The sequence below is a fragment of the Actinoallomurus vinaceus genome (genome assembly GCF_039542055.1).
Lineage (GTDB): Bacteria > Actinomycetota > Actinomycetes > Streptosporangiales > Streptosporangiaceae > Actinoallomurus > Actinoallomurus vinaceus.
Genome location: NZ_BAABHK010000013.1, coordinates 1 through 25,439, shown reverse-complemented (window position 1 = coordinate 25,439; position 25,439 = coordinate 1). Strand labels below are relative to the sequence as shown.

The following is a 25,439-nucleotide window of genomic DNA, read 5'->3' as shown; positions in this document are numbered from 1 at the left end:
AATCGGACGGCTGTTCGTACTCTAACGGCCGTCCACTGCTCCGGCGAGGCCAGACCGCCCCGGGCCGCCGCCGCCCGGCCCGCTGCCCTCGACGATCCGCCGGGCCAGCGCCGTCAGCTTGACGTGGCGGTTCTGCGAGATGCGCTTGAGCTCGTTGAACGCGGTGTCGGCGTCACAGCCCATCGCGTGCATGAGCACGCCCTTCGCCTGGTCGACGACGGCCCGCGCCTCCACGGCCTGCCGCAGCTGCACCGCCTCGCGATGGGCGTCCTCATAGTGCCGGGTGTTCGACACGGCCGCGCCGCCCTGCGCGGCGAGCAGGGCCCCGAGCCCGAGCTCCCGCCGGTCGAGCGCGCCCGGCACTACCCCGTACATCGTGAGCGTCATGAGGATCGGGCCGGTGCGGTGCACCGTCGTCGCGAAGCACCGCACTCCGCGCTGCAGCGCGATGGCGGTGAACCCGGGCCACCGGGTCTCGACCAGGGTGTCGCCGCAGAACACCGGGGCCTCGCTGCGCGCCACGTCGAAGATCGGGCCGTCCCGGCGGGTGCACTGGATCTCGCTCAGGTACGACAGATCCGGATGGGTGCCGGCCTGGTCCAGGGGCTCGGGGTCGTCCCCGGCGGTCCACCGGATCCCGGTCGCGCCCGCGCAGCCCCACACCGTACGGACCGTCAACTCGGTCACGCGCCTTAGCGCCGCGGTCTCCGACGCCTCGTGGATGAGGCCCAACCGGGCGATCTCCACGGCCAGTTCGCTGCTGATGTGCGGTCCGTAACCCACACCGTCCACGGTAACCGTCCTCAGCCGCCGGCGAGCTCGCCGCCGGTGGTGTAGGCGGATGCGTCATCGCCCTCGGGGATCACGTCCCGGAGCGAGACGATGCCCACCGCGCGGCCGTCCTCCACGACCGGTAGCCGCCGAACGCCTCGCTCGCGCATGAGACGCACGGCGGCGCCGGTCTCGTCGTCGGGCCCGATCGTCACCACTCCGGCGCTGCAGACCTGGTCGAGCCGCGTGCCGCGCAGGTCGCGCCCTTCCGCCACGGCGCGGACGACGATGTCGCGGTCGGTGAGCAGCCCGCACAGACGGCCGGCCTGGGTGACGAGCACCCCGCCGACTCCTTGGTCACGCATCAGTCGGGCCGCCTCGGTGAGCGGTGCGTCGAGAGGGAGGGCGACCGGCTCGGGCGTCATGACGTCGCGTACTTTTTGCGCCATTGCGAACACTCCCTTCGCCCGTCAAGCGCCGACTACCCCCGGAGGCGGGTCTTATTCCGGTCGCGGGGTCGCCGCGCGGGCGTCCGGAGCCCGGCGAGACCGGGACGTCCGCCGACGTCCGATCCTCAGAAATCGAAGATCGAACCGGTCTGGGTGCGCATCACGCAGGTGTTCGGGAACCGCGCGGTGTGCTTGACCGCCTCGCCGCGCAGCTGTCCTTCCGCGGTGGTCGTGACCGGTGAGTAGATCATGAAGCACGCGCGGGGGTTCTTCCCGTCCGAGGCGAGCGTGAAGTCGTCGCCGCGTGCCTTGGCGAGATCGGCGCAGGCCTGGGCGGCCTTCGGATGGGTGCCGCCGACCGGGTCGCACTGCAGCGTCACGGTCTTCGGCGCGGCCGAGCCCACGACCGTCTTGAGGGTGAGCTGGGTCGGCCCGTGCGCGGCCTGGCCGCCCGCGGCGATCGACTGCGCCGGCGAGGCGGACGGCGTGGCGGTGACGTCGCCCGGAACCGACGGCGCGCTCGGTGGGGCTTCCGGCGCTGTCTCGGCGCCCGGCGCGATGGGAGAGGCCGACATGTCGTGGACGACCGCGCCCGACGGCGCCGGCCGGACCTGCCGGACGAGACGCTGGGTCGCCCTGTCGTGGGCGCCCGTCGCTGGTGGCGCGGGTCTGCTCTGGGCTCCGGCCGGAGCCGCGGAAAGCGTTACTGGGATGGCTGCGGCGATGGAGAACGCCAGGAAACGTCGCATGTGATTTCCCCCCGGAAAGTCCGCCTGATCAGCGGAGCTCAATCGCTCACTGTAGCGCAACGGTCTCGGTCGGTAATCGGCTCGCGTGGTGGTACTGGAACCCGGGGTAGGTCCACGCAGATAGGATCAGGAGCGTTTCCACCCCTATACGCCCGGTGTGCGCCGAGAGGAGACCGGTGTCCGAGCAGGACTGGCAGGTCACCGTGCTCACCGAGCTCGGCACCCCGCTGTCCGGGCTCGTCACCGCCGACCCGAGTCGTCGCCCCATGCGCTCGTCCGCAGGCCCGGCGGCTCAGAGTCAGGAGCCGACCGGCGGCATTCCCGCGATTCCGTCGCCGGCCGACGAGCCGGAGGAGCCGCGCCCGGCCGAAGACGTCCCCGTGATCGGGGAACTGGCGGCCGAGCCCGCCGAGCGAACCTCGGCCGACCCGTTCGCCGACCGGCCCGTGACCGGCGCACCGGCGGGCGACGACCGGGCCATCCCGTTCGGCGGCTTCACCGGCGAGCCGACCGGTCAGGCGGCCCACCCGCCCCAGGACGTGCCGTCGGCCCACCCGCCACAGGACGCGCTGCCCCAGGACGCGCCGTCGGCGCAGGAGCCGCCGCCCGCGTGGTCGGAGGCGTCGGCTCCCGCCGCCGAGTCGCCGATCGCGCCGGACCCGGCCCCCGCGTGGACGGAGCAGCCGCCGGCGGAGCGGACCACGGCCGAACCCACCGACGCGCCGGCGCAGCCCTCACCGTCCTGGGACCAGAGCGCTCCGGCGCAGCCGGACCAGGGGGCGCAGCCTCGTCCGCAGCAGCCCCTGTCCGCCGCGTGGGAGCAGAACGCCCCGCCGCAGGCGGACCCGATGCCGCCGCAGGTGGAGCAGGGACAGCCGGCGTCGTGGGATCAGGGTCCGGGGCAGTGGGATCAGAGCGCGCCGCCCCGTCCCGAGCAGGTCCCGCCCCCGGCGTGGGAGCAGAGCGTCCCGCAGGCGGAGCATGCGGCGCCGACGGATTCAGGTTCGCCCGCGTCGTGGGATCAGGGGGCGCCACCGCGTCCCGAGCAGGCCTCACCTCCCCAGTGGGAGCAGAGTGCTCCGCCGCAGGCGGGCCAGGTGCCCTCGCCGCAGGCGGAGCAGGGACAGCCGGCGTCGTGGGACCAGGGCCCGGGGCAGTGGGATCAGGGAGTTGCACCCCGCCCGGAGCAGGCCGCGCCACCTGCGTGGGAGCAGAGCGTCCCGCAGGCGGAGCATGCGGCGCCGTCGCCGGACCCAGGTCCGCCCACGTCTTGGGACCAGGGGGCGCCACCCCGTCCCGAGCAGGCCTCACCTCCCCAGCGGGAGCAGCCGCAGGCGGGCCAGGCGCCGCCGCCCCAGTGGGAGCAGCAGGCGGATCAGGTGCCACCGCCGCCCCAGTGGGAGCAGAGCCCTCCGCCGCAGGGGGAGCAGGAGCCGTCCTCGTCGTGGGATCCGGCGCCTCAGGCGCAGTGGGATCAGGCTGCCCAGCCGGCGTGGGGTGCCGAGGCGGCGGAACAGCAGGGTGCCCCTGTCGCACCCGGGCGTGAGACCTGGGACTCCGGCTCCGAGGCGTGGCAGCAGGAGCCCGGCGAATCAGCGCCGCAGCCCCCGCGGAATCCGCACGCGCCGGGTCCGCCGCAGGGCGGCCCGCAGCAGGGCGGTCCGCCGGTCGCCGGCGGGCCGATCGCCGCCCGCGACCTCGTGCGCCGGTCCGCGTACGGCGACCCTCTCATGCGCCGGATGTCCCGGGGGATGCTCCGGGCCGTGGGGGCGGCCGCCGCCAACGACGTGCGCAAGGCCGCCGACGTGGAGGCCATGCTGAGCCGGCCGGTCCCGTCCTGCCGGCAGATCGCGGTCACCAGCATCCGGGGCGGCGCCGGCAAGACCACGGTCGCGGGGCTGACCGCTACGGTGATCGCCCAGTACCGGCAGGACCGCGTCCTGGCCGTGGACGCCGACTCGGGGCTCGGCTCGCTGCCGTTGCGGATGGGCGTGGGTCCCCAGCGTTCGCTGCACGACCTGATGTCGGCGCACCCGCAGTCCTTCGAGGAGGCGTCCCGGTACCTCGCCCAGACGACCGACGGGCTGTGGGTGCTGTCCGGGACGGCCGGAGGGCGGATCACCGGCGAGCTGGACCTGGCCACGTTCCGTGCCGCCGCCGGCGCGATGAGCCGCTACTTCGCCGCGACGGTCATCGACTGCGGGGCCGGGCTGCTGCCGGAGTTGCAGCGCGGCATCCTCGCCGACGCCCACGCCCAGGTCATGGTGACACCGGGCACGGTCGACGGGGCGCTCAGCGCGCACGGGGCCCTGGAATGGCAGGCGCGGAACGGCTACGACTATCTCCTGCCCCGTACGGTGATCGCGTTCGTGACGCACACGCCCCACGTCGACGCGGATCTGGGGCGTGCGGCGCAGATGCTCAGTTCGGGTGGGCTGCCGGTGGTGCACATCCCGTACGACCGGCACCTGGCCGCGGGAACGGCGGTAGAGTCCGCGCGGATCGGCCATGAGACCCGGGCGGCGGTCATCCGCATCGCGGTCGAGGCGTTCGCCCGGGCGGTCGCCGCGTGAGAACGACCCCGGACGCGTGAGAAGGACTCTCGACAGGCTCTGTGAGAACGACCCCCGATAGGAGGTGAGGCTCTTGACCAGCGACATCGTCGCGTTGGTGCGGCACCAGCCCGAGATCTCCACCGTCGTCGAAGGCATGATCGCCTTCGGCGAGTCGCTGGAGCCGTGCGACGCGGGGGACGGGGCCGTCCACCTCTATGACGGCGGGGGACGGCTGGCCGTCGCCATCGAGACGCCGCAGCTCGTCCAGGTGCGCGGTGAGGTGGAGCGGCTGCTGGGCCCGGAGCTCGCCGACCGCGTACGGGTGCCGATCTGGTGGGTCGAGGTACGCGCGGCGGCAGGAGTGCCGGACGCCGCCCGGATCGCGCGCCGGTTCGCGGACGACATCGTGCACTGGCAGGGCGGCACGGTCTGGGCCGGGCCTCCGGGCGTCGAGGAACACCCGTGAGCGGGCCGGCGGCGGACGCGCTGACGCCGAACGCCATGGTGATCCTGCAGGACCGGCCGGTCGTGGCGTTCACGAAGTGGCTCGCGGACGGGCTGCGCCTCTGCAGCGAGACGCGGCGCGGACTGCAGATCGTCACGGGGCCGGACTCGCGGATCACGGTGCCGCTTCGGCTGGTCCTCACCGGTCCGAAGACCCATTGGGTGGTCCGCGCGGACGGCGGCTACTACGACGGGCTGTCCGGCGTCCCGCTCGTGTGGGACGGCAGCGCGTTCGTCCCCGACCCGAGGGCCCGGACGTACGCGCCCGCCTACACGGCGCCTCCGAGCGAGCCGGTGGGGGCGCAGCTGACGGTGACGTTCCGGGTGCGCCACACGTCGGATACGGCGATCGGCGCGGCGGCGGAGCAGGTGTGCGCGGCGCTGACGGGCGAGCCGCCCGGAGGGTGGGGGATCGCCGAGCCCGCCACCGACGTGTGGCGGCGGGAGCAGCTGAGCGAGCTGTTCTGGTCGCGGGGGGCCGGCGCCACGTGGCTGACGATCGTGGGCGGGGGCGGCCGGCCCGCCGTCGGGACGCTGCTCGTGTCGAAGGTGGGCGAGGCGATCGAGGAGGCGGTGACGCTCGTCGTCGGGTACGCCGACCCGCGGGAGGTGCCGGTCGCCACGCTGTCGGCGCAGCTGGGCGGGATCGCCGCCGGGCGGCATCTGATCTCGCTGTTCGCCCAGCTCACCAACGGCCGCGCCGACCTGACGACCGTCCCGCGCTGGCTGGGGCCGCCTGGGCCGATCGGCATGGCCGTGGGCGGTGCGGCCCCGGGGCCGCCGGGGATTCCCGCGCAGCGGATCGGAGACGCCCAGTCGCCGGCCGTCTGGTACGTGCTCGGCGACGGCCGCCAGCAGGAGGGCTGGCAGCGCTACGAGCAGCTGACCCGGCACCTGCAGGGCGGGTTCTGACCCGCCGAAGCCGGGCCTGGGGGGGGGTTACGCGGCGCGGACGACGGCGACGCGCGGTGCGTACTCCTTGAGCTGCTCGCGCAGCTGACGGCGGCCGCGGTGCAGCCGGGACATCACCGTGCCGATGGGGGTGCCCATCATCTCGGCGATCTCCTTGTAGGGGTAGCCCTCGACGTCGGCGAGGTACACCGCGGTGCGGAACTCCACGGGGAGGTTGCGCAGCGCCTTGATCACGTCGGAGTCGGGCAGGCGGTCCAGAGCCTCGTGCTCGGCCGAGCGCAGGCCGGTGGAGGAGTGCGACTCGGCACGGGCCAGCTGCCAGTCCTCGATCTCGTCGGTGGCGGCGCGCTGGGGCTCACGCTGCTTCTTGCGGTAGGTGTTGATGAAGTTGTTGGTCAGGATGCGGTGCATCCAGGCCTTGAGGTTCGTGCCCTCTTCGAACTGGTGGAAGTTGACGTAGGCCTTGGCGAGGGTCTCCTGGACGAGATCCTCGGCGTCGGCCGGGTTGCGCGTCATCCGCACCGCGCTGGCGTACAGCGGGTCGATGAGCGGCGTGACGTCGCGCTGGTATCGCTCGACGTCCTGGCGGCGTGCATCGCTCGCCACAGTCGTCATTTCGTTGCTCCGTAAGGGGTGCTGACCTGGACGGATACTCCATCCGCGGTCGGGGGAGCTCCCCGCTGCGCGGGGCCGGGTCGAGGCGCCGGACACGGAGGGTCTCCGTGCAGCTGTCGGCTATGGTGTGCCCGCCAGGGGGCCATGAAATCGAATCGCCGATGCGCTGCCGACGACAGCGTCGGCTCGACCGGCGGGGAGGCTCGGCGCCTCACACTCGGGGCGCCTACCGGAAGCGTCATTCTAACGCAAGTGCAGCTCGCCGGGAAATGAGCTTCGTCACACTCCGTGTTCCTGCCGCGGAACGCGAAGGGCGTGGTCACGCGGTTCACGCCGCGTGACCACGCCCTCTGCGGCCGGCCCGCCGATCAGCCGATCAGCTGCTTCATCGCCTTACCGATGATCGTGTCGCGTTCGGCGGTGGACGGCACCTGCTCCAGCCCGAACCCGAAGAGCAGGGTGTCGGGGGTGGCGACGGCCGCGACGCCGAATCCCTGGGCCCGGTGGAAGTCCTTCACGTTCGGCGGGCTGCCCGCCGGCGGTCCGGGGGTGGACCAGGGGCCGAGGCCGCTCTCGAAGCCTTCGGCGTCGAGGGGGCCGGCGGTGGTCGTGACCTTGGTGTCGTCGACGAACGCGCCGGTGCCGCCGGTGGCCGGGTCCGTCACGTAGCTGATCGAGATCTCGATCTTCTTGCCGGCGTACGCCGACAGGTCGAACGACACCGGCTGCCAGCCGCCCGAGTTGCCGGTGAAGGAGTTCCAGGCGCCGCTGGTGCCCGTCGCGGTGCACGGGCTGCCCGGCGTCAGGTAGTGCTTCAGCCAGGGGTGCATGGCGAGCAGGAAGCCCGCGTCACAGTCGGACGGCACCGTGGTCTTCGTCCGGCCGCCCAGGTCGGGCAGTGTCGTCCAGTCCTCCGCGCCCGCGGTGTGCGCCTCGACGATCACGTGGTCGTAGCCCTCCTCCGTGTCGTAGGAGAACTTGGCCGCCAGTTTGGGCTGCGTGGCGGCCGTGACGCCGGTCAGGTCGACGGTGCGGGTCAGGCGCATGTACGAGCTGTCCGCGTGCGCCCCGGCGGCGTACCAGGAGCCTTCGACCGGGTCGAACGGCCCGCCCTTGCTCGTGTACTCCCCGGCCGCCCAGCTCTTGAACTGCGGGAACTGCTTGACCGGCAGGTTGTCGCTGGTCACGTCGAAGTTCCCGGCCTCGTTGAGGGGGTTGTCCGTGCTCGCGAGCCCGGCGGTGAGCCCGCCGAGCGGGGTGCCGGTGCCGCGGAAGCCGGTCGGGTTCTGCCGGGTCACCCGGCTGTACCCGCCGAGGTAGTACTGCACGAAGTCGTCGGCCAGCAGCTCGCAGTCGTCGCGCAGGTCGGCGGTGACGACGCACGGCTTCTCGGGGTGTCCCTTGAGGCCGTAGTAGATGCCGCCGCCGTTCGCCCCGGAGAGCGGGCCGAAGTAGCCGGCCGTCTCACCGGTGTAGAGCAGCTTGCCGCCCTCGTTGAGGTAGTCGCGCACGAACAGGGTCGTGTGGACCTCGCGGTCGGCGATCTGCGAGTCGGGGAACTTCTGGCTCCCGACCGGGACGTACTCGTCGGCCGCGTCCTGGGTGAGGCGGTTGTCGCCGAGGTACCAGACGACGCCCTTGAAGTGGCCGAGCACGCCGAGGTCGTGCGGGACGCCGTCCCGGTCGATGTCCCACACCACGGCCTTGATCTTGTTGGCCTTGAGCGCGTCGACGTACGCCTGGGCGTACTTCGGCTTGTTCGTGCCCGGCGGGTAGGTCGGGTTGACGCCCGTGTAGTCCTCGTCGGCGAGCACCAGCACCGAGGCGCCCTTCTGGTCCCGCACGGCGAAGGTGAACGGCGCGCTGACCTTCCCACCCGCGACGAACCAGGCCTGGACCTTGTCGCCGGGCCGCAGGCCGCGGATCGTGCCCCGGTACTCGGCAAAGTAGTTCTTGCTGTCGCGGCCGTACCGCTCGCCGCCCTGCCACTCGTGGACCGTGGCCGTACGCGCGTGACCGCCGTTGACCCGGTAGCGCAGCCGCTTGCCCGGCAGCGACCGGCGGATGACCGACGCCACCGTCTGCGTCGGGCCGTACGACGTGGCGAACGAGTCGACCGCGAAGTCCGGCACCGTACGGCCGACGGGGGAGACCGGGTGGGCCGGGTCGTGGGCGGAGGCGGCGAGGTCGAGTGAGAGCGGGAGGTTCTTCTCGAACTCCTTTTGGATCAGCTTCTCGCTGTCGGGGAACTGGAAGACCTGGGCGGTGCTGCCGCCGCAGTCGGCGGGCGTCCAGTCGTCGTTCGGGTCGCTGTTCACCGCCGTGAGGCAGGTGCTCTGCTCCGGGGTGTAGGTCAGCGTGCCGAGCACCGACTCGGTGTACCCGTCGGTCTCGCCGTTGGTGGTGTACAGCTGCGCGCCGAGCTCCGGCGTGTAGCCGGGGACGGCCGAGTGGTCGATGTCGCCGAGGACCGCCTCGTGGATCAGGTCGTCCGGGCTGCGGGTGAGCGACTGCCAGCCCACGCCGTGCAGCAGCAGCTGCGCCGCCGAGTGCCAGTTCAGCAGGAACTTCGGGCGGATCTTCTTATAGAGGGCGATCTGCGCCTGGGTCTCCGGCTCCGACGCCGGGCCGGTGCCGCGGTAGGTCTCGTCGGCCGTGGTCGCCGAGGAGCCCTCGTTGTCGTAGCCCCACTTGTAGGGGAAGTTGCGGTTCGGGTCGACGCCGTCGTTCGAGGTGATCTTGCCGTCGCCGTCGTTGTCCCGGAGGTTCTTGCGCCAGAACCGGTTGCCCGGCGTGAACGTGTAGTCGTAGCCGTCGACGTTCACGACCGGGATGAACCACAGCTCGTCGGTGTTGACGGCCTTGGTCACCTGGGGGTTCTTGTCGTAGTTGTCCAGGAAGTAGTGGAGCAGCCGCCGTACGGTCTCCGGCGCGATCCACTCCCGGGCGTGCTGGGTGGCCTGGTAGACGACCGCCGGGCGGCGGCCCGGTTGCAGCGAGCGGGCGTTCCTCGTCACCTTGATCGCGGTGATCGGCTTGCCCTGCACGGTGGTGCCGATGTCGACGGCCTGGGCGATGTCCGCGTGCGCCGCCGCCGCGTTGAGGATCTCCTCGCGGATGCCGCCGGACCCGCTGTACGGGCGGAAGACGTGGTCGCCCTTGGCGGCCAGGGTGGCGCGCTGGGCGGCGGTCCTGCCGTTCACGACGCTGAGCTTCAGGTCGAGGCCCTGGGCGCGCAGGCGCTGGGCCTGTCGGCCGCCCATGAGGATCTCGACGTGCGCCTTGTCGCCGGTGACCTTGCCGACGTGGATGTCCTCGTCGTCGAGCCCGGCGCCGTGCAGGGCCCGGGTCTGGGCGAGGGAGATGTCGCCGGTGTAGAGGTCGACATGATCGCTGACGGCACCGGGTTTCGGTGGCGACGCGCCCGCCGGCGTGGATTGCAGGCCGACGATCAAGGCCGAGGCGGCCAGGACGGAAAGGAACACGCGCTTCACGGCGACTCCGGATTGACTGGAGGTCCCATGTGGGGTGGCGCAATGTTCCCTCAGGGTCAAGAGCGGTTAAAGACGCCTAGCCGAAGCCGGACGGCCTCATGTGGTCACCGGGGCGTGCAGGTCATCCAGTCCGGTTACGTAATCGCATCGAAACGCAGCGAGTTGGCCTGCGCGGATGTAACGTCGGTCACATCGCGGGTCGGGGGGCCGTGCGTTGGATGCTCGCCTGGAAGGGGGATCCTCGGTGGTCACTCGACAACGCCCCGCCGCCCGGCTCACCGCGGCCGGCACGTCACCCCGGCTGCTCGATCAGCACCTGCTCGGGGTGGCCCCGCTCGCCGTGGTCCTGCTCGACGAGTCCGGCCGGGTCACCCACTGGAACCCCGTCGCGGAGGACCTGTTCGGCGCCTCGTACGACGCGGTGGCGGGCCGTCCGCTGCGTTCGCTGCTGCGGCTGCCGCAGGAGCACCGGTCGGCGTTCGAGTCCGGCGGCCGCCATGTGCGTCACGTCTGGACCGGGGTGTTCCTCGTCCCCCGCCTCGACGACGGCCGGCTGCGGGAGATCGCCTGGTGGGTCTACCCGCTGCCCGGCCCGGACGGCGCCCGGGGGCTCGCCGTGGCCGCCGACGCCCAGCGGATCCGGGAGAACGGCCCCGGGCTGGCGCTCGGCGACGTCCTCATGGCGCCTCCGCCGCGCAGCCCGCTCAGCGGCAACGGCGGCGTCCGCTTCCTCCGGGTCGAGCCCACGCTCGTGCAGTCGTCCACCGACGCCCCGCTGTTCCGGCGACGGCTCATGGAGATGCTGCCGTCCGACGGCGACGCGGAGCGGATCGCCGATCACGTCCTGGCCCGCGGCTACCCGGCCGTCAACGTCAGCGTCACCGTACGCCTGCCGTTCGCGGATCATCGGGCCGGGTCACCGCGGCTGAAGCGCGTCCGGCCCACCGTCCAGCCCCCGCACGATCCGCCGGTCGTCGACGCGATGGAGCAGGCGGCGGCCCAGGAACGCCTCGACTTCCTCAACCACGTCGGCGCCCGGCTCGCCGACACCCTCGACCCGGTGCAGACCGCCGGGGCCCTGTGCGACGCGCTCGTGCCCTCGTTCGCCGACTTCGCCGGTGTCCAGCTGCTCGAGTCGATCGTCTCGGACCAGGAGCTGCCGCCCGCGGAGGCGGACGCGTCTCCCAGCGTCGTCCGCGTGGCAATGCGGTACGACGAGGAGGACGGCCGCTGGGACGACCTGGTCCCGCTGGGAGAGGTGATCCGGCTGCCCGCGGGCCTGCCGCTCATCCGTGACCTCACGACCGGGCACAGCCTCAGCTACCCCCGGGTCAGCGACCGCATCAGCCGCCGCATCTCCGCCCACGTCGGCGGCCGCGACCTGCGGGCCCTGCTACGCGGCCGGGCGCTGCTCATCACGCCGCTCATCGCCCGCGGCAAGGTCTTAGGCACCATCGTCCTGATGCGCCGGCGCGACCGGCCGCCGTTCGGCGAGCCCGACGTGGCGCTGGTCGAGGAGCTGGGCCGCCGGGCCGCGGTCTGCGTCGACAACGGACGCCTCTACCGCCGGGAGGCGCGCGTCGCGGCACAGCTGCAGCACAGCATGCTGCCCGACGCGCCGCCCGTCGTCGCCGGCGCGCAGATCCGCTACCGCTACGTCCCGGCCGACGAGGCCGTCCGGGTCGGCGGCGACTGGTTCGACGCGATCCCCCTGCCCGGCAGCAGGCTCGCGCTCGTCGTCGGCGACGTCATGGGCCACGGACTCACCTCCGCCGCGATCATGGGTCAGCTGCGCACCGCCGTGCGCACGCTCGCCGCCCAGGATCTCCCGCCCGACCAGCTGCTCCGCCAGCTCGACGACCTCGCCCGGCGGCTCGGCGACGACTGCCTCGCCACCTGCATCTACGCCGTGTACGACCCGGTGGCGCGGCGCTGCGAGATCGCCAACGCGGGGCACCTGCCGCCGGTCCTGGTCTCCCCGTCCGGCGAGTCCTGGCTCCTCGAGGTCCCGCCCGGCGCGCCGATCGGCGTGGGCGGCGTCGCCTTCGAGACGGTCGGCTTCGACGTGGAGGACGGCAGCCAGTTCGTTCTGTGCACCGACGGCCTCGTCGAACGCCGCGGCCGGCCCCTCGACGCCGGGCTCACCGCGATGCGGGAGTTCCTCAGCGGCCCGCTCCGCCCGCTCGAGACCGTCTGCGAGACCCTCATCGAGAGCTTCTGCACGGCGGGCCGGCACGACGACGACATCGCCCTGCTGGCCGTGAGCCTCGAGGGCATTCCCAAGGAGGACGTCTTCTCCTGGGCCCTCACGGCGACGCCGAGTGTCGTACGCGAGACCCGGCGGCTCGCCCGCCAGGCCCTGGAGACCTGGGGTCTGACGGCCCTGGCGCCCAACGTCGAGCTCCTGGTCAGCGAGCTGGTCACCAACGCCGTCGTCCACGGCGCCGGCGACATCGGGCTCCGCCTGATCCGCGCGAACTCCCTGCTGTGCGAGGTCCGCGACGACGGGCACGACCTGCCGCATCTGTGCCGCGCCGAGGCCACCGACGAGAACGGCCGCGGCCTGCAACTCGTCAGCGCGCTCGCCGAGCGCTGGGGCACCCAGCGGACCCCGACCGGCAAGGTCGTCTGGTTCGAACACTCCCTCTAGGCGGAGGTCAGCCCTCGATCTGCTTGGACCGCTCGTTGTAGACGCCGGTGTACTCCTGGCGCGACAGCTTCTGGATCTCTTTCATGATCTCGTCCACCATCGCGCGCCGGGCCTTCGCCGGCGGCATGTCCGCGAACGCCGCGTACTCGATCGGCTTGCCGAACTTCACGCCCGGCCGGTGCAGGCGGGGGATCGGGATCTTGGAGCCGACCGGCATGATCTTCTCGGTGCCCTTCACCGCGACCGGGACGACACTGGCGCCGGCGTTGAGCGCCAGCCACCCCACGCCCGTGTGGCCGCGGTAGAGCCGGCCGTCCTCCGAGCGGGTGCCCTCCGGGTAGATCGCGAAGGCGTTGCCGTTGTTCAGGACGCCGAGCGCGATGTCCAGCGCGGCGACCGCGGCGCGCTGCTCGGTGCGCGGCACCGGGATGTGGCCCATCGCGTCCAGGAACGCCCCGAGGACCCGCGCCACGCCCTTGCCCTCGAAGTACTCCGCCTTGGCGATGAACGTCACCCGACGCGGCACCACGAGCGGGATCAGCACACTGTCCACGAACGACAGGTGGTTGCTGGCGAGGATGACCGGGCCATCCTCGGGGACGTTCTCCAGCCCCACCACGACCGGCCGGAACACGATCCGGAGCAGCGGGCGGACCACCCGGTACATGAACCAGTACAGCAACTGTGCCTCCTACGACTCTCCGTCACTGTAGACCCGGTGAGACCGGGAGGCTGACACCCGAAGCTAGTGGATCATCGTCGGGTCGCACTGGTACTGCCTGGTCTGACGCAGCGGACGGAACCCCAGCCGTTCGTTCACCGCGAGCATGTGGGTGTTGTCCTCGGCGTTGTCGGTCTCGATCTCCAGCACGGCGGGCCACTCGGCGCGCAGCCACTCCAGCATCGCCGCCTTGACCCACAGCCCGAGGCCCTTCCCGCGATGCGCGGACACGACCGCCGTGTCGTACTGGATCGCGCGCGTGCCGTCCCCGACCGGGATCACCAGCTCCGTGAAGCCCGCGATCGTGTCGTCATGCAGCGTGGCCACCGTCAGCAAGGTGTCCCCGCGCTTCTCGACGACCTCGGCCATGTCCCGTACGCGGTCGATGTCCCAGGTGGTCGTGCCGAAGTCCATCTTTCCCGTCGGCATGTCGCCCATCGCGCTCTTGGCCGCGGCGAACGCCTCCGCCAGGTCGTCGGGCACCACTCCGAGCCATCGGATCAGGCGGTATCCCGGGTGCTCGGTCCGTACGATCTGGTCGACCCCTTGGGCCTCGGGGACGTTCAGCAGCAGGAGGCTGAGGGACAGCGCGCAGATGAAGCCGTTCGTCTCGAGGAAGGCCGCGCCGGAGGTCTCCGAGGACGCCTCCACGACGAGGCTCCGGCGCTTCTCGTCCCGCGCCGCCCGCGCGACCGTCCGCAGCAGGTGCGTCCCGACGCCCCGCCGGCGGTGTTCGGGGTGGACGTGCAGGGTGAACTCCCCGAGGTGACGCCGGCCCGCCCCCTCGAACAGCCGGAGTCGCGCCACCCCCGTCACCGCGCCGTCCGCCGTGGCGACCCACATCAGGTGACGGCTGCCGGCCCCGGGCGTGGTGAGCTGGCCGTGCACCTGGTCGAGTGTCGGCGCCGGCTCGCCGGGAAAATCGTCTGCGACCGACGCCGCGACGACCTCGTGCCACGCGGCGACGTCGGTGTCGGAAACATCGCGCAGTCGCTGAACCCTGTCCAAGGACGCTCCTCGATCGTTGGCCCACGCTTTCCTATGGACCGTACGCGCCATAGCCCGACCACGTCTTTGATTCCGAAGAGCAGCCCTGGCCGGCAATCACAAGGGAATTCCCCGCCGGTTCGGACGGCGTTACAGGTCCGCCCGCGACGACGCTTATGCCCCACATGTCGCGTACGCTTCCGAGGACGTGCGGGCAGGTCGCGGCGGCGGCCCGCCGGGCCGAGGGACAGATGTCAGCGGATGCGAAGGGTGGACAGCGTGGGCGACCTCCAACGGGTTCTGGTGGTCATCCCGACGTACAACGAGCGGGAGAACCTGGAGATCATCGTCGACCGGGTCCGCGCCGCCGCTCCGGCGGCCGACATCCTGATCGCCGACGACGCCAGCCCGGACGGTACCGGGGTGATCGCCGACGAGATCGCCGCCCGCGACGAGCAGGTCCACGTCCTGCACCGCGCGGGCAAGGAGGGCCTCGGCGCGGCGTACGTCGCCGGGTTCGGCTGGGGCCTGGAGCGCGACTACGACGTGCTCGTGGAGATGGACGCCGACGGCTCCCACCGGCCCGAAGAGCTCCCGAGGCTGCTGAGCGCCCTCGAGAACAGTGACCTGGCCATCGGATCCCGGTGGGTGCGCGGTGGCAAGGTCGAGAACTGGCCGAAGAACCGCGAGGTCCTCTCACGTGGTGCGAACACCTACGCGCGGCTCATGCTGGGCATCCCCGTGCACGACTCGACCGGCGGGTTCCGCGCCTACCGCGCCACCACGCTGCGCAAGATCGGCATCGACGACGTCGTCTCCCAGGGATACTGCTTCCAGGTCGACCTGACCTTGCGCACGATCCGCCACGGCCTCCAGGTGGCGGAGGTGCCGATCACCTTCGTCGAGCGGGAGCGCGGCAGTTCGAAGATGAGCCGCGACATCATCGTCGAGGCCTTCCGGCGCGTCACCGAGTGGGGCGTGCAGTACCGCATGGCCCGCCTCACCCGCCGCACCTGAGCGGGTCTCGCCGCCGTACGCGACGCGGTGTCCCGAGGGGGTACGCCGCCGTGTTCCGGGCGTGGGCCGTGGCCGAACGGGGGAAGCCGTCACGCGCCGCCCGGATTTAGCGCCAAAAGCGCGCCGAGCGGCGCTTTCCGGTCATTCCGGATTTCGGTAAATGCATACGCATGTGTGGCGTAACATCGGGTGCGCGGTTTTTGGGCACTTCCTCCCCCCGCACAGAAAGCGCACATGCACCACGGCCTCCCCCTCCCCGGATCCGACGAGGTAAGCGAGAAACCGACCCTCGAACACCCTCGGTCATCCGGCGATCGAACCTCGGTCCGCGACCGGTGGTGGCGCGACCCGTACCTCGTCGTCGCGATCCCCGCCGGGCTCTGGGCGATCCTTGTCACGCTCCGGCACACCTGGACCAGCGACTTCCTGCTGCACCTGGCGACGATCGACTCGCTGGCACGCGACCTGTGGAACCCGACCGACCCGCTGGTCGGCCAGGCCTCCGGCAGCCCCTACTACTCCCCGTACGCCGTCCTGCTGGGCCTGATCAAGGCGACGACGGGACTGTCCGCCCGGCCGGTGCTCGAATTCGCCGGGCTCGTCAACGTCGCACTGCTGCTCTTCGCTCTGCGCCGCTTCTGCCGCCACCTGGGCGGCGGACGCCTCGTGGCGGCACTGGCCCTGATCTTCACCCTCCTCCTGTGGGGCGTCGCTCCCGTCGCCTGGAGCGGCTTCCTGGGGCTGTACTCCCTCTCCTGGATCATGAGCTACCCCAGCGTCATCGGCACGGCGCTCATGCTCCTGGTCTGGGACGCGTTCCTGCGTCACCGTTCGCGGCCCGAGGGCGTGGGCGCGCTGGCCACCGTCGCGCTGCTCGGCGCCCTGGTCGTCCTGATCCACCCGTTCACCGCCGTGAACATGACGATCGGCCTCGTCGCGTTCGTCCTGGCCGACCCGAAGGCCTCCCTCCGCGCGCGGCCGGTGGGTCTCGCCGTGGGCGCGGCGGCGGCCTTCCTCCTCGTCATGGTGTGGCCCTGGTCGGACGTCTCGACCCTGTTCGGGGCGGCGGGCAGCTTCGACGCCGTCCACAAGGTCCTCCTCACGGACGTCGTCAAGGACGGCGGATTCGCCGCGTACGGCCTCGCCCTCGTCGGCCTGCCCGCACTCGTCACCGGCGGCCGCCGCCCGCTCGGCCGCGAACTGCAGATCCTCTTCCTCCTCGCCGTCGCGTTGATCTCCATCGGCGCGGCCACCGGCTCGTACGGCCTGGCGCGCGCCATACCGGTCGCCATGCTGCCCCTCCACCTGGCACTCGCGTCCTACCTCGCCGGCCGGGCCAGGGGCTGGAGACCGTACGCGGCGGTCGCCCTCATCGCCTGCTGCGCCGGCCTGTTCGGCGAGTCGGCCGGCCTGATCCGCGCCTACTGGGGCGACGTCTCCCCGGCCACGCTCCGCGCCTGGGGAGCCCCAACACCCGCCCCCTCGTACGACCGGGTCCTCGACGGCATCAGGCCCGGCGAGGTGGTCATCACCGACACCTGGGCCCTCGCCCGCCTCGTCAACGCCCGGGGCGCCCACACCGTCGCACCCGCCTGGCCGTACCCGTTCGTCGACGAGGCCGCCCGCAACCGCGACACGACGGCCTTCTTCGCCCCGGGGACCGACCCGCAGGACCGGCTGGCCATCGCGGACCGCTACGGCATCACCTGCGCCCTGGTCACCCGCGACCGCGCCGTCCTCGAACGGGGCGCCCTCCCCGGCTTCACCGTCACCGCCCGCATGACCAACCCCCGAGCCGTCCGCCTCTGCCGCCCCTGACCCCACCGCTCGGCCGGGTTGGATCGGCCGGGTTGCTGCGGTCGGCCAGGGCGTTCGGGCTGGAGCAGCGGGGCGGGCCGGTCGGGCCGGCGTGGCGGGTCAGGCCGGTGGCGCTGCAGCGGCCGGCCGGTTGGAGCGGCGGGGACAGGCCGGTGCGGCTGGAGCGGTCGGCCGGTTGGAGCGGTCGGGTCGAGGTGGCTGCTCAGCCGGCGGCCGGTCCGCCGCCTGTCCGGAAGCGCTCGATGAGCCGGCCACCGTAGGTCGCCGCCGCGGGCGCGAGCAGCCACGCGAACGGAATGGCGGGTATGACCCAGGGGAGCGCGGCCGTCACCGCGAAGAAGCCCGCCACCGCCCAGGAACTGCTCGCGCCCCGCCGTACCTCCGCCACCTCGGCGTCCGACGACAGGACGGACGGGCTGCGGTGGGCGACCTCCTTCACCGCCGCCTCAGAGAACAACAGCGCCGCCTCCGCCGCCGCGAACACGCACAGTGCGAGGGGATTGTCGATGGCGTGCCCGAGCAACGCGGTCGGGAACGGAAGAAGAGCCACGAAGAGCAGCAAGGGCGCATGCCACGCGGTGAACGCCCGGTTCAGCCGATCGACCTGGTCCATGAGCACGTGATGCCTGCGCCACACGGTCCACAGCAGGGCGAAGGCCAGGAGGAAGGCGAAGAACGACTCCCACTCGTGCGTCAGGAACCGCCACAGACTGGCGGAACTCTTCAGCGCATCGCCCTCGGGCCGCTTGATCTCGATCACGAGAAGCGTCATGGCGATCGCGAAGATGGCGTCGGTGAACATCGCCATCCGCTCGGGAGTGTCCCCCGGAGAGGGCTCCACCCGCTCGGGAGTGTCCGTCGGGGCGGGCATTGCCCGCTCGCGGTCCACGTCGCCGACTGTCATGCACACTCTCCTCGCCGTGCGATGGGTGAGGATCACATGGCGCGCCGAACCCACGGTGACCGAGGCGCCGGGCCGCAGGTGATCACTGGACGAGAAAAATACAGCCGAACGAGCATGAACCGCACCATTCGCCCCTCGTCGCAGCCATCTTGCCGCCGTCCTTGACCCCCCAGACCCGGCAAAGCGCCCGCCGCACCGTCCACGCCGGCGGCAACGAGTCAACGACGGCTACAAGGTCTCGCTCGCGACGACGGCCGCCACGGTCACGGCATCCGGAAAGGTCACGCCCGGCCCGGGTTCGTCGCGACGGTCAGGACGACGGACCGGGATCCCACGGCGACGACGCGCGTACCGACGTCGACGAAACCGGCGCCCGACGCGAGCGACGCCGCGTCCCCGGCCGTCTCGGGCAGCGGCAGGTCCGCGGCGATGAGCTCGGCGAACCGCCCGGAGGGCCGGAACTGCGACGCCAACGGCAGCGTGAAGCCCGCCCGTCCACCGGGCCGGAGCGCGCGTCGCCAGTCGGCCAACGCCCGCATACCGAGAAAGTGAAGAGACGAGGCGCACAGGATCACGTCGAGTCCGCCGTCCGTCACGGGCAAGGGCATCGCCGCCCCGACACGCCAGTCGATGCCTTGGTCCGAACCGAGCCGCTCGGCGCGGATCCGGCCCGCCCGGATCATTCCCGCCGAGAGGTCGACGGCAAGAATCGGTGTCCCCGCACGAGAGCGCGTGCGCGCGACCGCCAGCGCCACGGCCCCGCTCCCACACGCGACGTCGGCGATCCTGTCTTCGACCACCGGACCCGAGAACGCGAGCAGGGCTCGGGCGACCTCATCGTGATGTTCGTCGTCGTAGTCGCCGGCCAGCTCATCGAACGCCTGCGCCATCCGCACCATGGCCACACCGTACGGTTCCCAATGGGTCAACCCCTCATCTTGATCGACGTGCGTCGGCCTCCGTGACCAGCGAAGCGGTCGACCGGCGACGCAGGCGGAAGGGGTTCCGTACAGGACGGAACCCCTTCACGGTCCGGACTTACAGGCTGATCAGGGGAAGAGCCGCTCGAAACGGAACGATGTGCGGCCCGCCGGGTCCGAGAGGATGTCCGCGGCGAAGGTCGCCCCGACGGCGTTGATACGGGTCGCCTGCAACCTGATCGTCGTCGGCCCGCCGACCCTGATGCGCTCACTGATCGGGGCGGTCGTGTTCACCCCGTACGGGGCCGCCCCCGGATTGCCGTCGATGATCTGGGTGATGAGCCGCTCGCTGTTCGGCAGGACGGTGCCGGAGGTGACGTCGAAGAGCCGGGCGACGATGTACGCGTTGACCGGGGGTTTGCCGCTGAGCCGCCCGCGGACGTCCAGGTCCAGCGCGTAGATGCCGGCCCCGGGAAGCGTGACCTGCAGGCTGGAGTTCGTCCAGACGCCGGACGCGGTCGGCTGAAGGTTGAGGCCGACCGGCAGGTAGGCGATTCCCGAGGGCCCGAGTTGCGCCCCGTACGGCGCGGAGGCTGTACGCGCGGCCGGCGTGATGTCGCGCCCGCCCGTCGCCGCGGTGCCGGCGTGGGCGGAGCCGGTGAAGAGGCCGGCGAACATGACGGTTCCGAGGGCAGCGGTTAGTCGACGCATGGCGTCCTTCCTGGTCAGAGGCCCTAACGTTCAACCAATCCCTACCCGTGCATTACTCAGTCCATGCACTCAGAGTAACTATAAGAATGCGGAACGTCTTCGTAGGTCGCGTCATCCTCCGGTACGACGCGAACGGCGGCTCTCACGGGTGACGCGCGCCGAACACCACCGTCCCTAGCGTGATGGCTCTCATGATCAAGGGAGTACACGTGGTCAAGCGCAAGCGTGCGCTGGGAGGCGCACTCACATTGGCCGTGGCAGTGGGTGTCGCAGTGGGCGTGTCGGCGGGTAACGACGTGCTGCGCCGGGATGCCGCCACGGTCACCGCCGCCGGATCCACCGCGGCCGAGTCCACCGGCGCTGCCGGCCATGCTCGGCTGCGCGAACTCCTGCAGCGGCTGACCACGGTCGACGGCGGGCCCGGAGCGCTCGTCGAAGTGCGGAACCGGCGCGGCAGCTCGGTGCTGACCAGCGGCGTCGCGGACGTGAAGAGCCACGCGCCGGTGCGCCGCGACAGCAGGTTCCGGATCGGCAGCATGACCAAGCCGTTCGTGGCGACGGTCGTGCTCCAGCTGGTGGGAGAGCATCGCGTCGTTCTCGACGCGCCGGTGGAGCGCTACCTGCCCGGCGTCGTCCGCGGACACGGCAACGACGGGCGTGTGATCACCGTCCGTCAGCTGCTCCAGCACACCAGCGGCCTGCCCGACGTCCTCACCTACCTCAGCCCGCAGGAGATCCTCAAGGACCCGCTCGCCCACCACGACACCCGCGACCTCGTGAACATCGCGCTCGCCCACCCTCCGACCTTCAAGCCCGGCCACGGCTGGCGCTACTCCAACACGAACTACCTGCTGGCCGGCATGCTCATCGAGAACGTGACCGGCCACCCGTACGGCGAGGAGATCCGCCGCCGCATCATCACACCGCTCGGCCTGCGCGAGACGTACGTGCCGGGTGACGCATCGGCGATCCCCGGACCGCACCCCCGCGGGTACGTGCGGCCGGGCGAGGACGCGCCGCTCATGGACATCACCGCGATCAACCCTTCGATCGCGGGCCCGGCCGGCGAGATGATCTCCAGCGGCACCGACCTCAACCGGTTCCTGGGCGCGCTCGTACGTGGCAGGCTGCTGCGCCCGGCCCAGCTGCGGGAGATGATGAGGACCCGGCCGACCGGCAACCCGGACGGCCGGGCGTACGGCCTCGGCCTGGAGAGCAGGCCACTGCCCTGCGGCGGCCTCTACTGGGGGCACGGGGGTAACATCTTCGGGTACGAGACGGCGGGCGGTGCCACGGTCGACGGCAGGCAGGCGACGGTCATGGTGAACCTCGACCCGGGTGGCTCGGACGCGCAGGACGAGGACATGAAGGCCGCCGTCCAGACGGCGCTCTGCGAGGCCCGGCCCGCGTCCTAGGCGCGCGGCCACCTGGCCGGCTCGGCCGGGTTGCGCCCCCGTCTACCGGCGCGTTTGCGAGCCGTCCGTGGTGGCCGGCGGGCCGGTGGTGACGGCGAGGTGCAGCTTGGTCTCGTCCGCACTGCCGGGCACGGCAGTCATGATCACAATCTTGAGCTCGGAGTCACCGTCGGTCAGCACGTCGCAGTCCACGATGACCGGTCCCACCGAGGGGTGCTCGATCGTTTTGTGGTCCTCACGGTGAGCGGCCACCGTACCGGCCGCCCACAGCTCGGCGAACCGTTGGTTGCTCGCACTCAATACGCGGATCAGCTCTGCCAGGCGCGTGTCCTGAGGGAAGCGGCCGGTGGCGCGGCGCAGGTCGGCCACAACGGCGGCGTCGATGGCGTCCTTGTCCAGTTCGGTCACCGGCCATAGCGCGAGGCGAGCGGGACCTTCATCCACCGGGAACCTGTCGCGGGCGAAATTGCGCAGCCGTGGTGGCGACGTCGAGGGATCGCCCAGCAGCGCAGCCCAACTTCGGTTCCACCAGATCAGCTGCCAATCCGCCGCGAACACGGCGACCGCGACGTCCCCGAGCCGGCTGAGCACACGCTGAACGCCGGGCGGGATGTGGTCGGAGATCGCGCCGTCCACCGGCGGGACGAGGTTGGCCAGCCGGTACAGATGATCCCGCTCGGCGGGGGAGAGCTGCAGGGCACGCGCAAGGGACGCGACGACCTGTGCCGAGGGCGTCGTGGCCCGCCCCTGCTCCAAGCGCACGACGTAGTCGACCGACACACCGGCGAGTTCGGCGAGTTCCTCGCGGCGCAGCCCGACCGCGCGGCGCGCCCGGCCCACCGGCAGCGCCGCGGCCGACGGGGGCAGCCGATCCCGCCAGGCACGGATCATCGCACCGAGCCCGGCCCCGGGTGCCGTCGTCATGATGCTCATCCTCCTGCATCTCCGGTCATCGACGGTGGTACTGCTGCTCCTACCGTTGAGGCGTCCCTGGCCGGGCGCCACGGGCGGACGAACAATGACCGCATGTCGATCATCTTCATCACCGGAGCGAACAAGGGCCTCGGCCGCGAGACCGCCCGCCGCCTCCTCGAACTCGGTCACACCGTGCTCGTCGGAGCCCGCGACCCCGAACGGGGCGCGGAGGCCGCCGCCAAACTCGGCGCGCGGTTCGTCCCCATCGACGTGACCGACGACGCGTCCGTCACCGCCGCGGCCGCGAACGTCGCCGAGCACGAGGGCTTGATCGATGTCCTGATCAACAACGCCGGCGTCCACGGCCCCTTTGGCGATCCCAGCACCCTGACCGGTGACGACGCGCTCGGTGTCCTCGACGTCAACGTCGCCGGTGTGGTCCGAACGACCACCGCGTTCCTGCCGCTGCTGCGCCGATCATCAGACCCGGTCATCATCAACGTCAGCAGCGGAATGGGCTCGCTCGCCCACACCCACGACCCGTCGCGGGCCGAATCTTCGGTCATCGCGCCGCTCTACACCGCCTCGAAGGCGGCGCTCACGATGCTGACCACCCAATACGCCAAAGCGTTCGCCGACATCCGCATCAACGCCGCCGATCCCGGCTACACGGCGACCGACCTCAACGGCCACACCGGCCCCCAGACCGTCACCGAAGGCACGGACGCCATCGTCGGCCTCGCAACCGAGAAGCCCGGCGCCGGCTCCGGACGCTTCGTCGACCGAGCCGGTGAGATCGCCTGGTCTTGAACCCACCAGACACGCCTCGGCTCCTACGTCAAGGGGCGGCCTGCCCAGCAGATGGGGACGACCCGACCGGGTCAGACGCTGCCGCTGCTGAATCGGTCGGAGACCCAAGCAACTCCGCGTCGATCACATCGTGGAGCGGATGTCGGCGCGCCTACACAGCGTTGAGCTTCGCCCCCAGACTCCGGTTACGGCTGGAAGTACTCCGACATCAGGCGGCTGACCCATTCCGGCTGCTTGACGTTCACCGGGCGGAACTCCGCCATCGTCGGCTTCAGGTCGATGACCGGGGTGCCCGAGACCGCGTCGAGGCCCACCACCGTCAATTCGCGGCCGTGGACGGATTCGATGGCGCAGCACGTTACCCCGATGCGGTTCGGTCTGCGGGGGCCGCGGCCAGCGAATACGCCAACGGACGGGAGGTCGGAGCGGCCGCGGTAGGGGCGGGGTTCGCGGTAATCGTCCCGTTCCGGGAACTGGTCGAAGATGAAGAGGACCTCCACGTGGGAGAAGCCCTCCAGACCCTGGAGGCACGCCTCGCCGAAGCGCTCGTCGATGGTGATCGTGCTGCGGACGGCACCCCAGTTGTCCGTGTGCTGGACATCCGTCCGGTCGTTCCGGACCGTACCTATCGGTGTGATCTCGAAGCTCGGCATGTCCGGACGCTATCCCCACCGCGCCCATACCAGCGCCGAGGCCATCGACACTGCCGTCGACCACGCCCTCACCCGCCAGCGAGACCGGAAGGACCGAGTGGGGGTGCCACCGAAGTGACCGGTGGTGCAGGTGGGGCGACAATGCGGCCCTTACGATCGCCCCTGCATGGCTGGGTTCATCACGGGCTGGGGGCGATCGCTGCGGTCAGTACAGCTAGCCGACGCGGAGGCCCTCGCGTAGCTTCTCGACCAGGGTGATGAAAAGCGAGAAGTTGGGAATCCCGGCGACCTCCTGCTTGTGCAGCGGCCGGAACTTGCCTTCCTGCTTGATGGTGATCCAACCCTTCTCGACCTTCACCTCCTGGATCGACACCCATGGCGCTGCGTGCCTTCCGCGGCGAACTCCGTTGCGATCGATGGTCACGTCGCCGAAGGTCAGGCTCTCGCCGCGTTCCAGGGATTCCAAGGCGCCGGGCAGCTTGGCCCGGGTGACGTAGTTGGCCACCGCCCTGCCGAGGTCAGCGTATTGGCGGCCCCGCGGGTTGGCGCTGATGGCGAATCCGGGATTGCGGTGGAGCTTCGGATCCCGGTAGAAACCATCGAGCTTGGTCGACGCTCCGTTGGCGAGGGTCAGGGTGTAGGTGAAGTACGTGGCGTCGTAGGTGCCGTTGTTGTACCGGTTGGTGACACGCTCGTGGACGGTCGCGAGCTGATCCCATCGGAAGGCCTCGGGGGCCTTGCCGTGGTTCTGCCGCACCAGGCCCGCTTCGAACTCATACACCCGGTTGACCTTTTTGCGAGAGAGCCCGGCCTGGATGGCGAAGATCTCGCGGAGCTTCCCAAGATGATGCTCCTGGGCGACTCGCTCCGCCTCGGGGGTGACCTGCGCCCAGGGCCCGTCCGCGGAAAGCACCATCAAGTCCATCCCTGCCCACCCTTCACCGCCCAGATGCCAAGGAGGCTCACAAATATACATACGCGTCTCTATGACGGCGATGACCGCCTGGCTGGGCGGTGACCCCGGGCCGTTTTAAGATCGCGCAGATCGTGCCTGTATGCGCGAAACGGCCATCAAGACAGCGAACCCACTAAGATCAACTAGCCGACATGGCAGCCAGAGCCCCACGGCTCAGAGCCTGCAGAGGGGAATTCTTGTCAGACGCGGCCAATCTGCGTGATCAACTGACGGGCACCGTAGGCCCAAAATCGCTCGACGGCATGCCTGAGGTACCACCATCCTCGGATCATGAGCGTTGAACTCATCCGCGTCCCCGGTCTTTGCGATGCCCAGTATGCGTACGCGTCCGTCGCTTCGCCTGACTCGCTGGTGTACACCGCTGGTGCATGTCCGCTGGATAAGGACGGGGCGACCGTAGGGGTCGGGGACATCAGGCTGCAGGCGCAGCAATGCATCCTGAACCTCCGCGCAGCCCTGACCGCTAGCGGATCCAGCATCACCGACGTGCTCAAAACGACGGTCTATGTGGCATCCTCCGCGCGCGCCGATCTTGTGGCTGCGTGGGAAGAGATCAGTGCGGTGTTCGGCGAACACGATGCGCCGAGCACTCTCCTCGGCGTCGCCGTACTCGGCTACCCCGATCAACTCGTCGAGTTGGAAGCGGTGGCACTGAGGCGGCGCTGAGCGCTCGGCTCCCCTACCGGGTCATCCCCTCTGCCGTCCCTACCTTGATCGTGGGTTGCTCGGGCCGTCGTAGGGTTCAAGCGCCCGGGGGTGCGCCGGGGGTTGCGTCCAGGGACGTGGTGTACGAGTTTCCGCTGATCAGAGGCGTGGCGTCGTGAACTGAGACGGCCATCGCGTGATCCTTCGAGATGCGAAGTCAAGATCGAAGGAGACCAACGCGATGGCCG

General features: G+C 71.0%; 22 protein-coding genes. 9 read left to right on the top strand and 13 right to left on the bottom strand.

Annotated features, from left to right (window positions below; genetic code table 11):
- Positions 1-21: 21 nt before the first annotated feature.
- From ABEA24_RS36290 to ABEA24_RS36280, 3 genes are all read right to left on the bottom strand, one after another.
- A complete protein-coding gene (locus tag ABEA24_RS36290) occupies positions 22-783 on the bottom strand; it encodes a GAF and ANTAR domain-containing protein (RefSeq protein ID WP_345436949.1) in 762 nt (253 codons plus the stop codon).
- 20 nt (positions 784-803) lie between these two features.
- A complete protein-coding gene (locus ABEA24_RS36285) occupies positions 804-1,220 on the bottom strand; it encodes a CBS domain-containing protein (protein WP_345436947.1) in 417 nt (138 codons plus the stop codon).
- Between the two features lie 125 nt (positions 1,221-1,345).
- The gene (locus tag ABEA24_RS36280) at positions 1,346-1,969 is read right to left on the bottom strand and encodes an SSI family serine proteinase inhibitor (protein WP_345436946.1); all 624 of its coding nucleotides are present in this window, start codon (positions 1,967-1,969) and stop codon (positions 1,346-1,348) included.
- A gap of 176 nt (positions 1,970-2,145) precedes the next feature.
- Here ABEA24_RS36280 and ABEA24_RS36275 point away from each other — a divergent pair, with 176 nt between their 5' ends.
- The 3 genes from ABEA24_RS36275 to ABEA24_RS36265 all read left to right on the top strand — a co-directional run bounded on the left by ABEA24_RS36275 (position 2,146) and on the right by ABEA24_RS36265 (position 5,940).
- Positions 2,146-4,542 carry a nucleotide-binding protein gene (locus tag ABEA24_RS36275; RefSeq protein WP_345436945.1) on the top strand — a complete coding sequence of 799 codons (2,397 nt, stop codon included), beginning with the start codon at positions 2,146-2,148 and terminating at the stop codon, positions 4,540-4,542.
- Positions 4,543-4,615: 73 nt separating this feature from the next.
- Positions 4,616-4,990: a hypothetical protein gene (locus ABEA24_RS36270; RefSeq protein ID WP_345436943.1), complete on the top strand. Its 375-nt coding sequence runs from the start codon at positions 4,616-4,618 to the stop codon at positions 4,988-4,990.
- Positions 4,987-5,940, top strand: a complete 954-nt coding sequence (locus ABEA24_RS36265) for a DUF6177 family protein (RefSeq protein WP_345436941.1) — start codon at positions 4,987-4,989, stop codon at positions 5,938-5,940. Before ABEA24_RS36270 ends, ABEA24_RS36265 begins: the two co-directional genes overlap by 4 nt.
- Positions 5,941-5,967: 27 nt before the next feature.
- Here ABEA24_RS36265 and ABEA24_RS36260 read toward each other — a convergent pair whose 3' ends face one another.
- Entirely contained in the window at positions 5,968-6,555 is a 588-nt protein-coding gene (locus ABEA24_RS36260; RefSeq protein ID WP_345436939.1) for a sigma-70 family RNA polymerase sigma factor, read from the bottom strand.
- Between the two features lie 368 nt (positions 6,556-6,923).
- Positions 6,924-10,049 (bottom strand): M14 family metallopeptidase, encoded by a 3,126-nt coding sequence (locus tag ABEA24_RS36255; RefSeq protein WP_345436937.1) that lies wholly within the window; start codon positions 10,047-10,049, stop codon positions 6,924-6,926.
- Between the two features lie 244 nt (positions 10,050-10,293).
- On the opposite strand from ABEA24_RS36255, the gene ABEA24_RS36250 reads away from it, so the two are divergent.
- Positions 10,294-12,699, top strand: a complete 2,406-nt coding sequence (locus ABEA24_RS36250) for an ATP-binding SpoIIE family protein phosphatase (RefSeq protein ID WP_345436935.1) — start codon at positions 10,294-10,296, stop codon at positions 12,697-12,699.
- Positions 12,700-12,706: 7 nt separating this feature from the next.
- Here the strand turns inward: ABEA24_RS36250 and ABEA24_RS36245 are convergent, their stop codons facing one another.
- Together ABEA24_RS36245 and ABEA24_RS36240 are read right to left on the bottom strand one after the other, a co-directional pair.
- Positions 12,707-13,381: a lysophospholipid acyltransferase family protein gene (locus ABEA24_RS36245; RefSeq protein WP_345436933.1), complete on the bottom strand. Its 675-nt coding sequence runs from the start codon at positions 13,379-13,381 to the stop codon at positions 12,707-12,709.
- 63 nt (positions 13,382-13,444) lie between these two features.
- A complete protein-coding gene (locus tag ABEA24_RS36240; protein ID WP_345436931.1) occupies positions 13,445-14,428 on the bottom strand; it encodes a GNAT family N-acetyltransferase in 984 nt (327 codons plus the stop codon).
- Between the two features lie 258 nt (positions 14,429-14,686).
- Between ABEA24_RS36240 and ABEA24_RS36235 the strand changes: the two genes are divergently transcribed.
- Positions 14,687-15,424 (top strand): polyprenol monophosphomannose synthase, encoded by a 738-nt coding sequence (locus tag ABEA24_RS36235; protein WP_425551280.1) that lies wholly within the window; start codon positions 14,687-14,689, stop codon positions 15,422-15,424.
- A 234-nt stretch (positions 15,425-15,658) separates the two neighbouring features.
- Complete coding sequence (locus ABEA24_RS36230; protein ID WP_345436927.1) at positions 15,659-17,242, top strand: hypothetical protein; 1,584 nt, start codon at positions 15,659-15,661, stop codon at positions 17,240-17,242.
- Between the two features lie 202 nt (positions 17,243-17,444).
- Here the strand turns inward: ABEA24_RS36230 and ABEA24_RS36225 are convergent, their stop codons facing one another.
- From ABEA24_RS36225 to ABEA24_RS36215, 3 genes are all read right to left on the bottom strand, one after another.
- Positions 17,445-18,146 carry a TMEM175 family protein gene (locus ABEA24_RS36225; protein ID WP_345436925.1) on the bottom strand — a complete coding sequence of 234 codons (702 nt, stop codon included), beginning with the start codon at positions 18,144-18,146 and terminating at the stop codon, positions 17,445-17,447.
- A gap of 281 nt (positions 18,147-18,427) precedes the next feature.
- On the bottom strand, positions 18,428-19,045 hold the full coding sequence (locus ABEA24_RS36220) for a class I SAM-dependent methyltransferase (protein WP_345436923.1): 618 nt from the start codon (positions 19,043-19,045) through the stop codon (positions 18,428-18,430).
- A gap of 150 nt (positions 19,046-19,195) precedes the next feature.
- Positions 19,196-19,777, bottom strand: a complete 582-nt coding sequence (locus tag ABEA24_RS36215) for a hypothetical protein (protein ID WP_345436921.1) — start codon at positions 19,775-19,777, stop codon at positions 19,196-19,198.
- A gap of 191 nt (positions 19,778-19,968) precedes the next feature.
- Here ABEA24_RS36215 and ABEA24_RS36210 point away from each other — a divergent pair, with 191 nt between their 5' ends.
- A complete protein-coding gene (locus ABEA24_RS36210; protein WP_345436919.1) occupies positions 19,969-21,192 on the top strand; it encodes a serine hydrolase domain-containing protein in 1,224 nt (407 codons plus the stop codon).
- 42 nt (positions 21,193-21,234) lie between these two features.
- Here ABEA24_RS36210 and ABEA24_RS36205 read toward each other — a convergent pair whose 3' ends face one another.
- Positions 21,235-22,116, bottom strand: coding sequence for a helix-turn-helix transcriptional regulator (locus tag ABEA24_RS36205; protein ID WP_345436917.1), 882 nt, complete (start codon positions 22,114-22,116; stop codon positions 21,235-21,237).
- A gap of 102 nt (positions 22,117-22,218) precedes the next feature.
- On the opposite strand from ABEA24_RS36205, the gene ABEA24_RS36200 reads away from it, so the two are divergent.
- The gene (locus ABEA24_RS36200; protein WP_345436915.1) at positions 22,219-22,917 is read left to right on the top strand and encodes an SDR family NAD(P)-dependent oxidoreductase; all 699 of its coding nucleotides are present in this window, start codon (positions 22,219-22,221) and stop codon (positions 22,915-22,917) included.
- Positions 22,918-23,102: 185 nt separating this feature from the next.
- Here ABEA24_RS36200 and ABEA24_RS36195 read toward each other — a convergent pair whose 3' ends face one another.
- Together ABEA24_RS36195 and ABEA24_RS36190 are read right to left on the bottom strand one after the other, a co-directional pair.
- Positions 23,103-23,570 carry an SAM-dependent methyltransferase gene (locus tag ABEA24_RS36195; RefSeq protein ID WP_345436913.1) on the bottom strand — a complete coding sequence of 156 codons (468 nt, stop codon included), beginning with the start codon at positions 23,568-23,570 and terminating at the stop codon, positions 23,103-23,105.
- A 214-nt stretch (positions 23,571-23,784) separates the two neighbouring features.
- On the bottom strand, positions 23,785-24,495 hold the full coding sequence (locus ABEA24_RS36190; protein ID WP_345436911.1) for a DUF6585 family protein: 711 nt from the start codon (positions 24,493-24,495) through the stop codon (positions 23,785-23,787).
- A gap of 321 nt (positions 24,496-24,816) precedes the next feature.
- Here ABEA24_RS36190 and ABEA24_RS36185 point away from each other — a divergent pair, with 321 nt between their 5' ends.
- A complete protein-coding gene (locus ABEA24_RS36185; protein ID WP_345436909.1) occupies positions 24,817-25,212 on the top strand; it encodes a RidA family protein in 396 nt (131 codons plus the stop codon).
- Positions 25,213-25,439: the final 227 nt, after the last annotated feature.

What these genes read in the sequence shown, in the direction of transcription:
- ABEA24_RS36205 (WP_345436917.1), bottom strand. Translation starts at nt 22,116, where the DNA reads ATGACGACGGCACCCGGGGCCGGGCTCGGTGCGATGATCCGTGCCTGG.
- ABEA24_RS36210 (WP_345436919.1), top strand. Translation starts at nt 19,969, where the DNA reads ATGATCAAGGGAGTACACGTGGTCAAGCGCAAGCGTGCGCTGGGAGGC.
- ABEA24_RS36230 (WP_345436927.1), top strand. Translation starts at nt 15,659, where the DNA reads ATGCACCACGGCCTCCCCCTCCCCGGATCCGACGAGGTAAGCGAGAAA.
- ABEA24_RS36215 (WP_345436921.1), bottom strand. Translation starts at nt 19,777, where the DNA reads ATGCGTCGACTAACCGCTGCCCTCGGAACCGTCATGTTCGCCGGCCTC.
- ABEA24_RS36220 (WP_345436923.1), bottom strand. Translation starts at nt 19,045, where the DNA reads ATGGTGCGGATGGCGCAGGCGTTCGATGAGCTGGCCGGCGACTACGAC.
- ABEA24_RS36195 (WP_345436913.1), bottom strand. Translation starts at nt 23,570, where the DNA reads ATGCCGAGCTTCGAGATCACACCGATAGGTACGGTCCGGAACGACCGG.
- ABEA24_RS36190 (WP_345436911.1), bottom strand. Translation starts at nt 24,495, where the DNA reads ATGGACTTGATGGTGCTTTCCGCGGACGGGCCCTGGGCGCAGGTCACC.
- ABEA24_RS36200 (WP_345436915.1), top strand. Translation starts at nt 22,219, where the DNA reads ATGTCGATCATCTTCATCACCGGAGCGAACAAGGGCCTCGGCCGCGAG.
- ABEA24_RS36225 (WP_345436925.1), bottom strand. Translation starts at nt 18,146, where the DNA reads ATGACAGTCGGCGACGTGGACCGCGAGCGGGCAATGCCCGCCCCGACG.
- ABEA24_RS36185 (WP_345436909.1), top strand. Translation starts at nt 24,817, where the DNA reads ATGAGCGTTGAACTCATCCGCGTCCCCGGTCTTTGCGATGCCCAGTAT.
- ABEA24_RS36260 (WP_345436939.1), bottom strand. Translation starts at nt 6,555, where the DNA reads ATGACGACTGTGGCGAGCGATGCACGCCGCCAGGACGTCGAGCGATAC.
- ABEA24_RS36280 (WP_345436946.1), bottom strand. Translation starts at nt 1,969, where the DNA reads ATGCGACGTTTCCTGGCGTTCTCCATCGCCGCAGCCATCCCAGTAACG.
- ABEA24_RS36285 (WP_345436947.1), bottom strand. Translation starts at nt 1,220, where the DNA reads ATGGCGCAAAAAGTACGCGACGTCATGACGCCCGAGCCGGTCGCCCTC.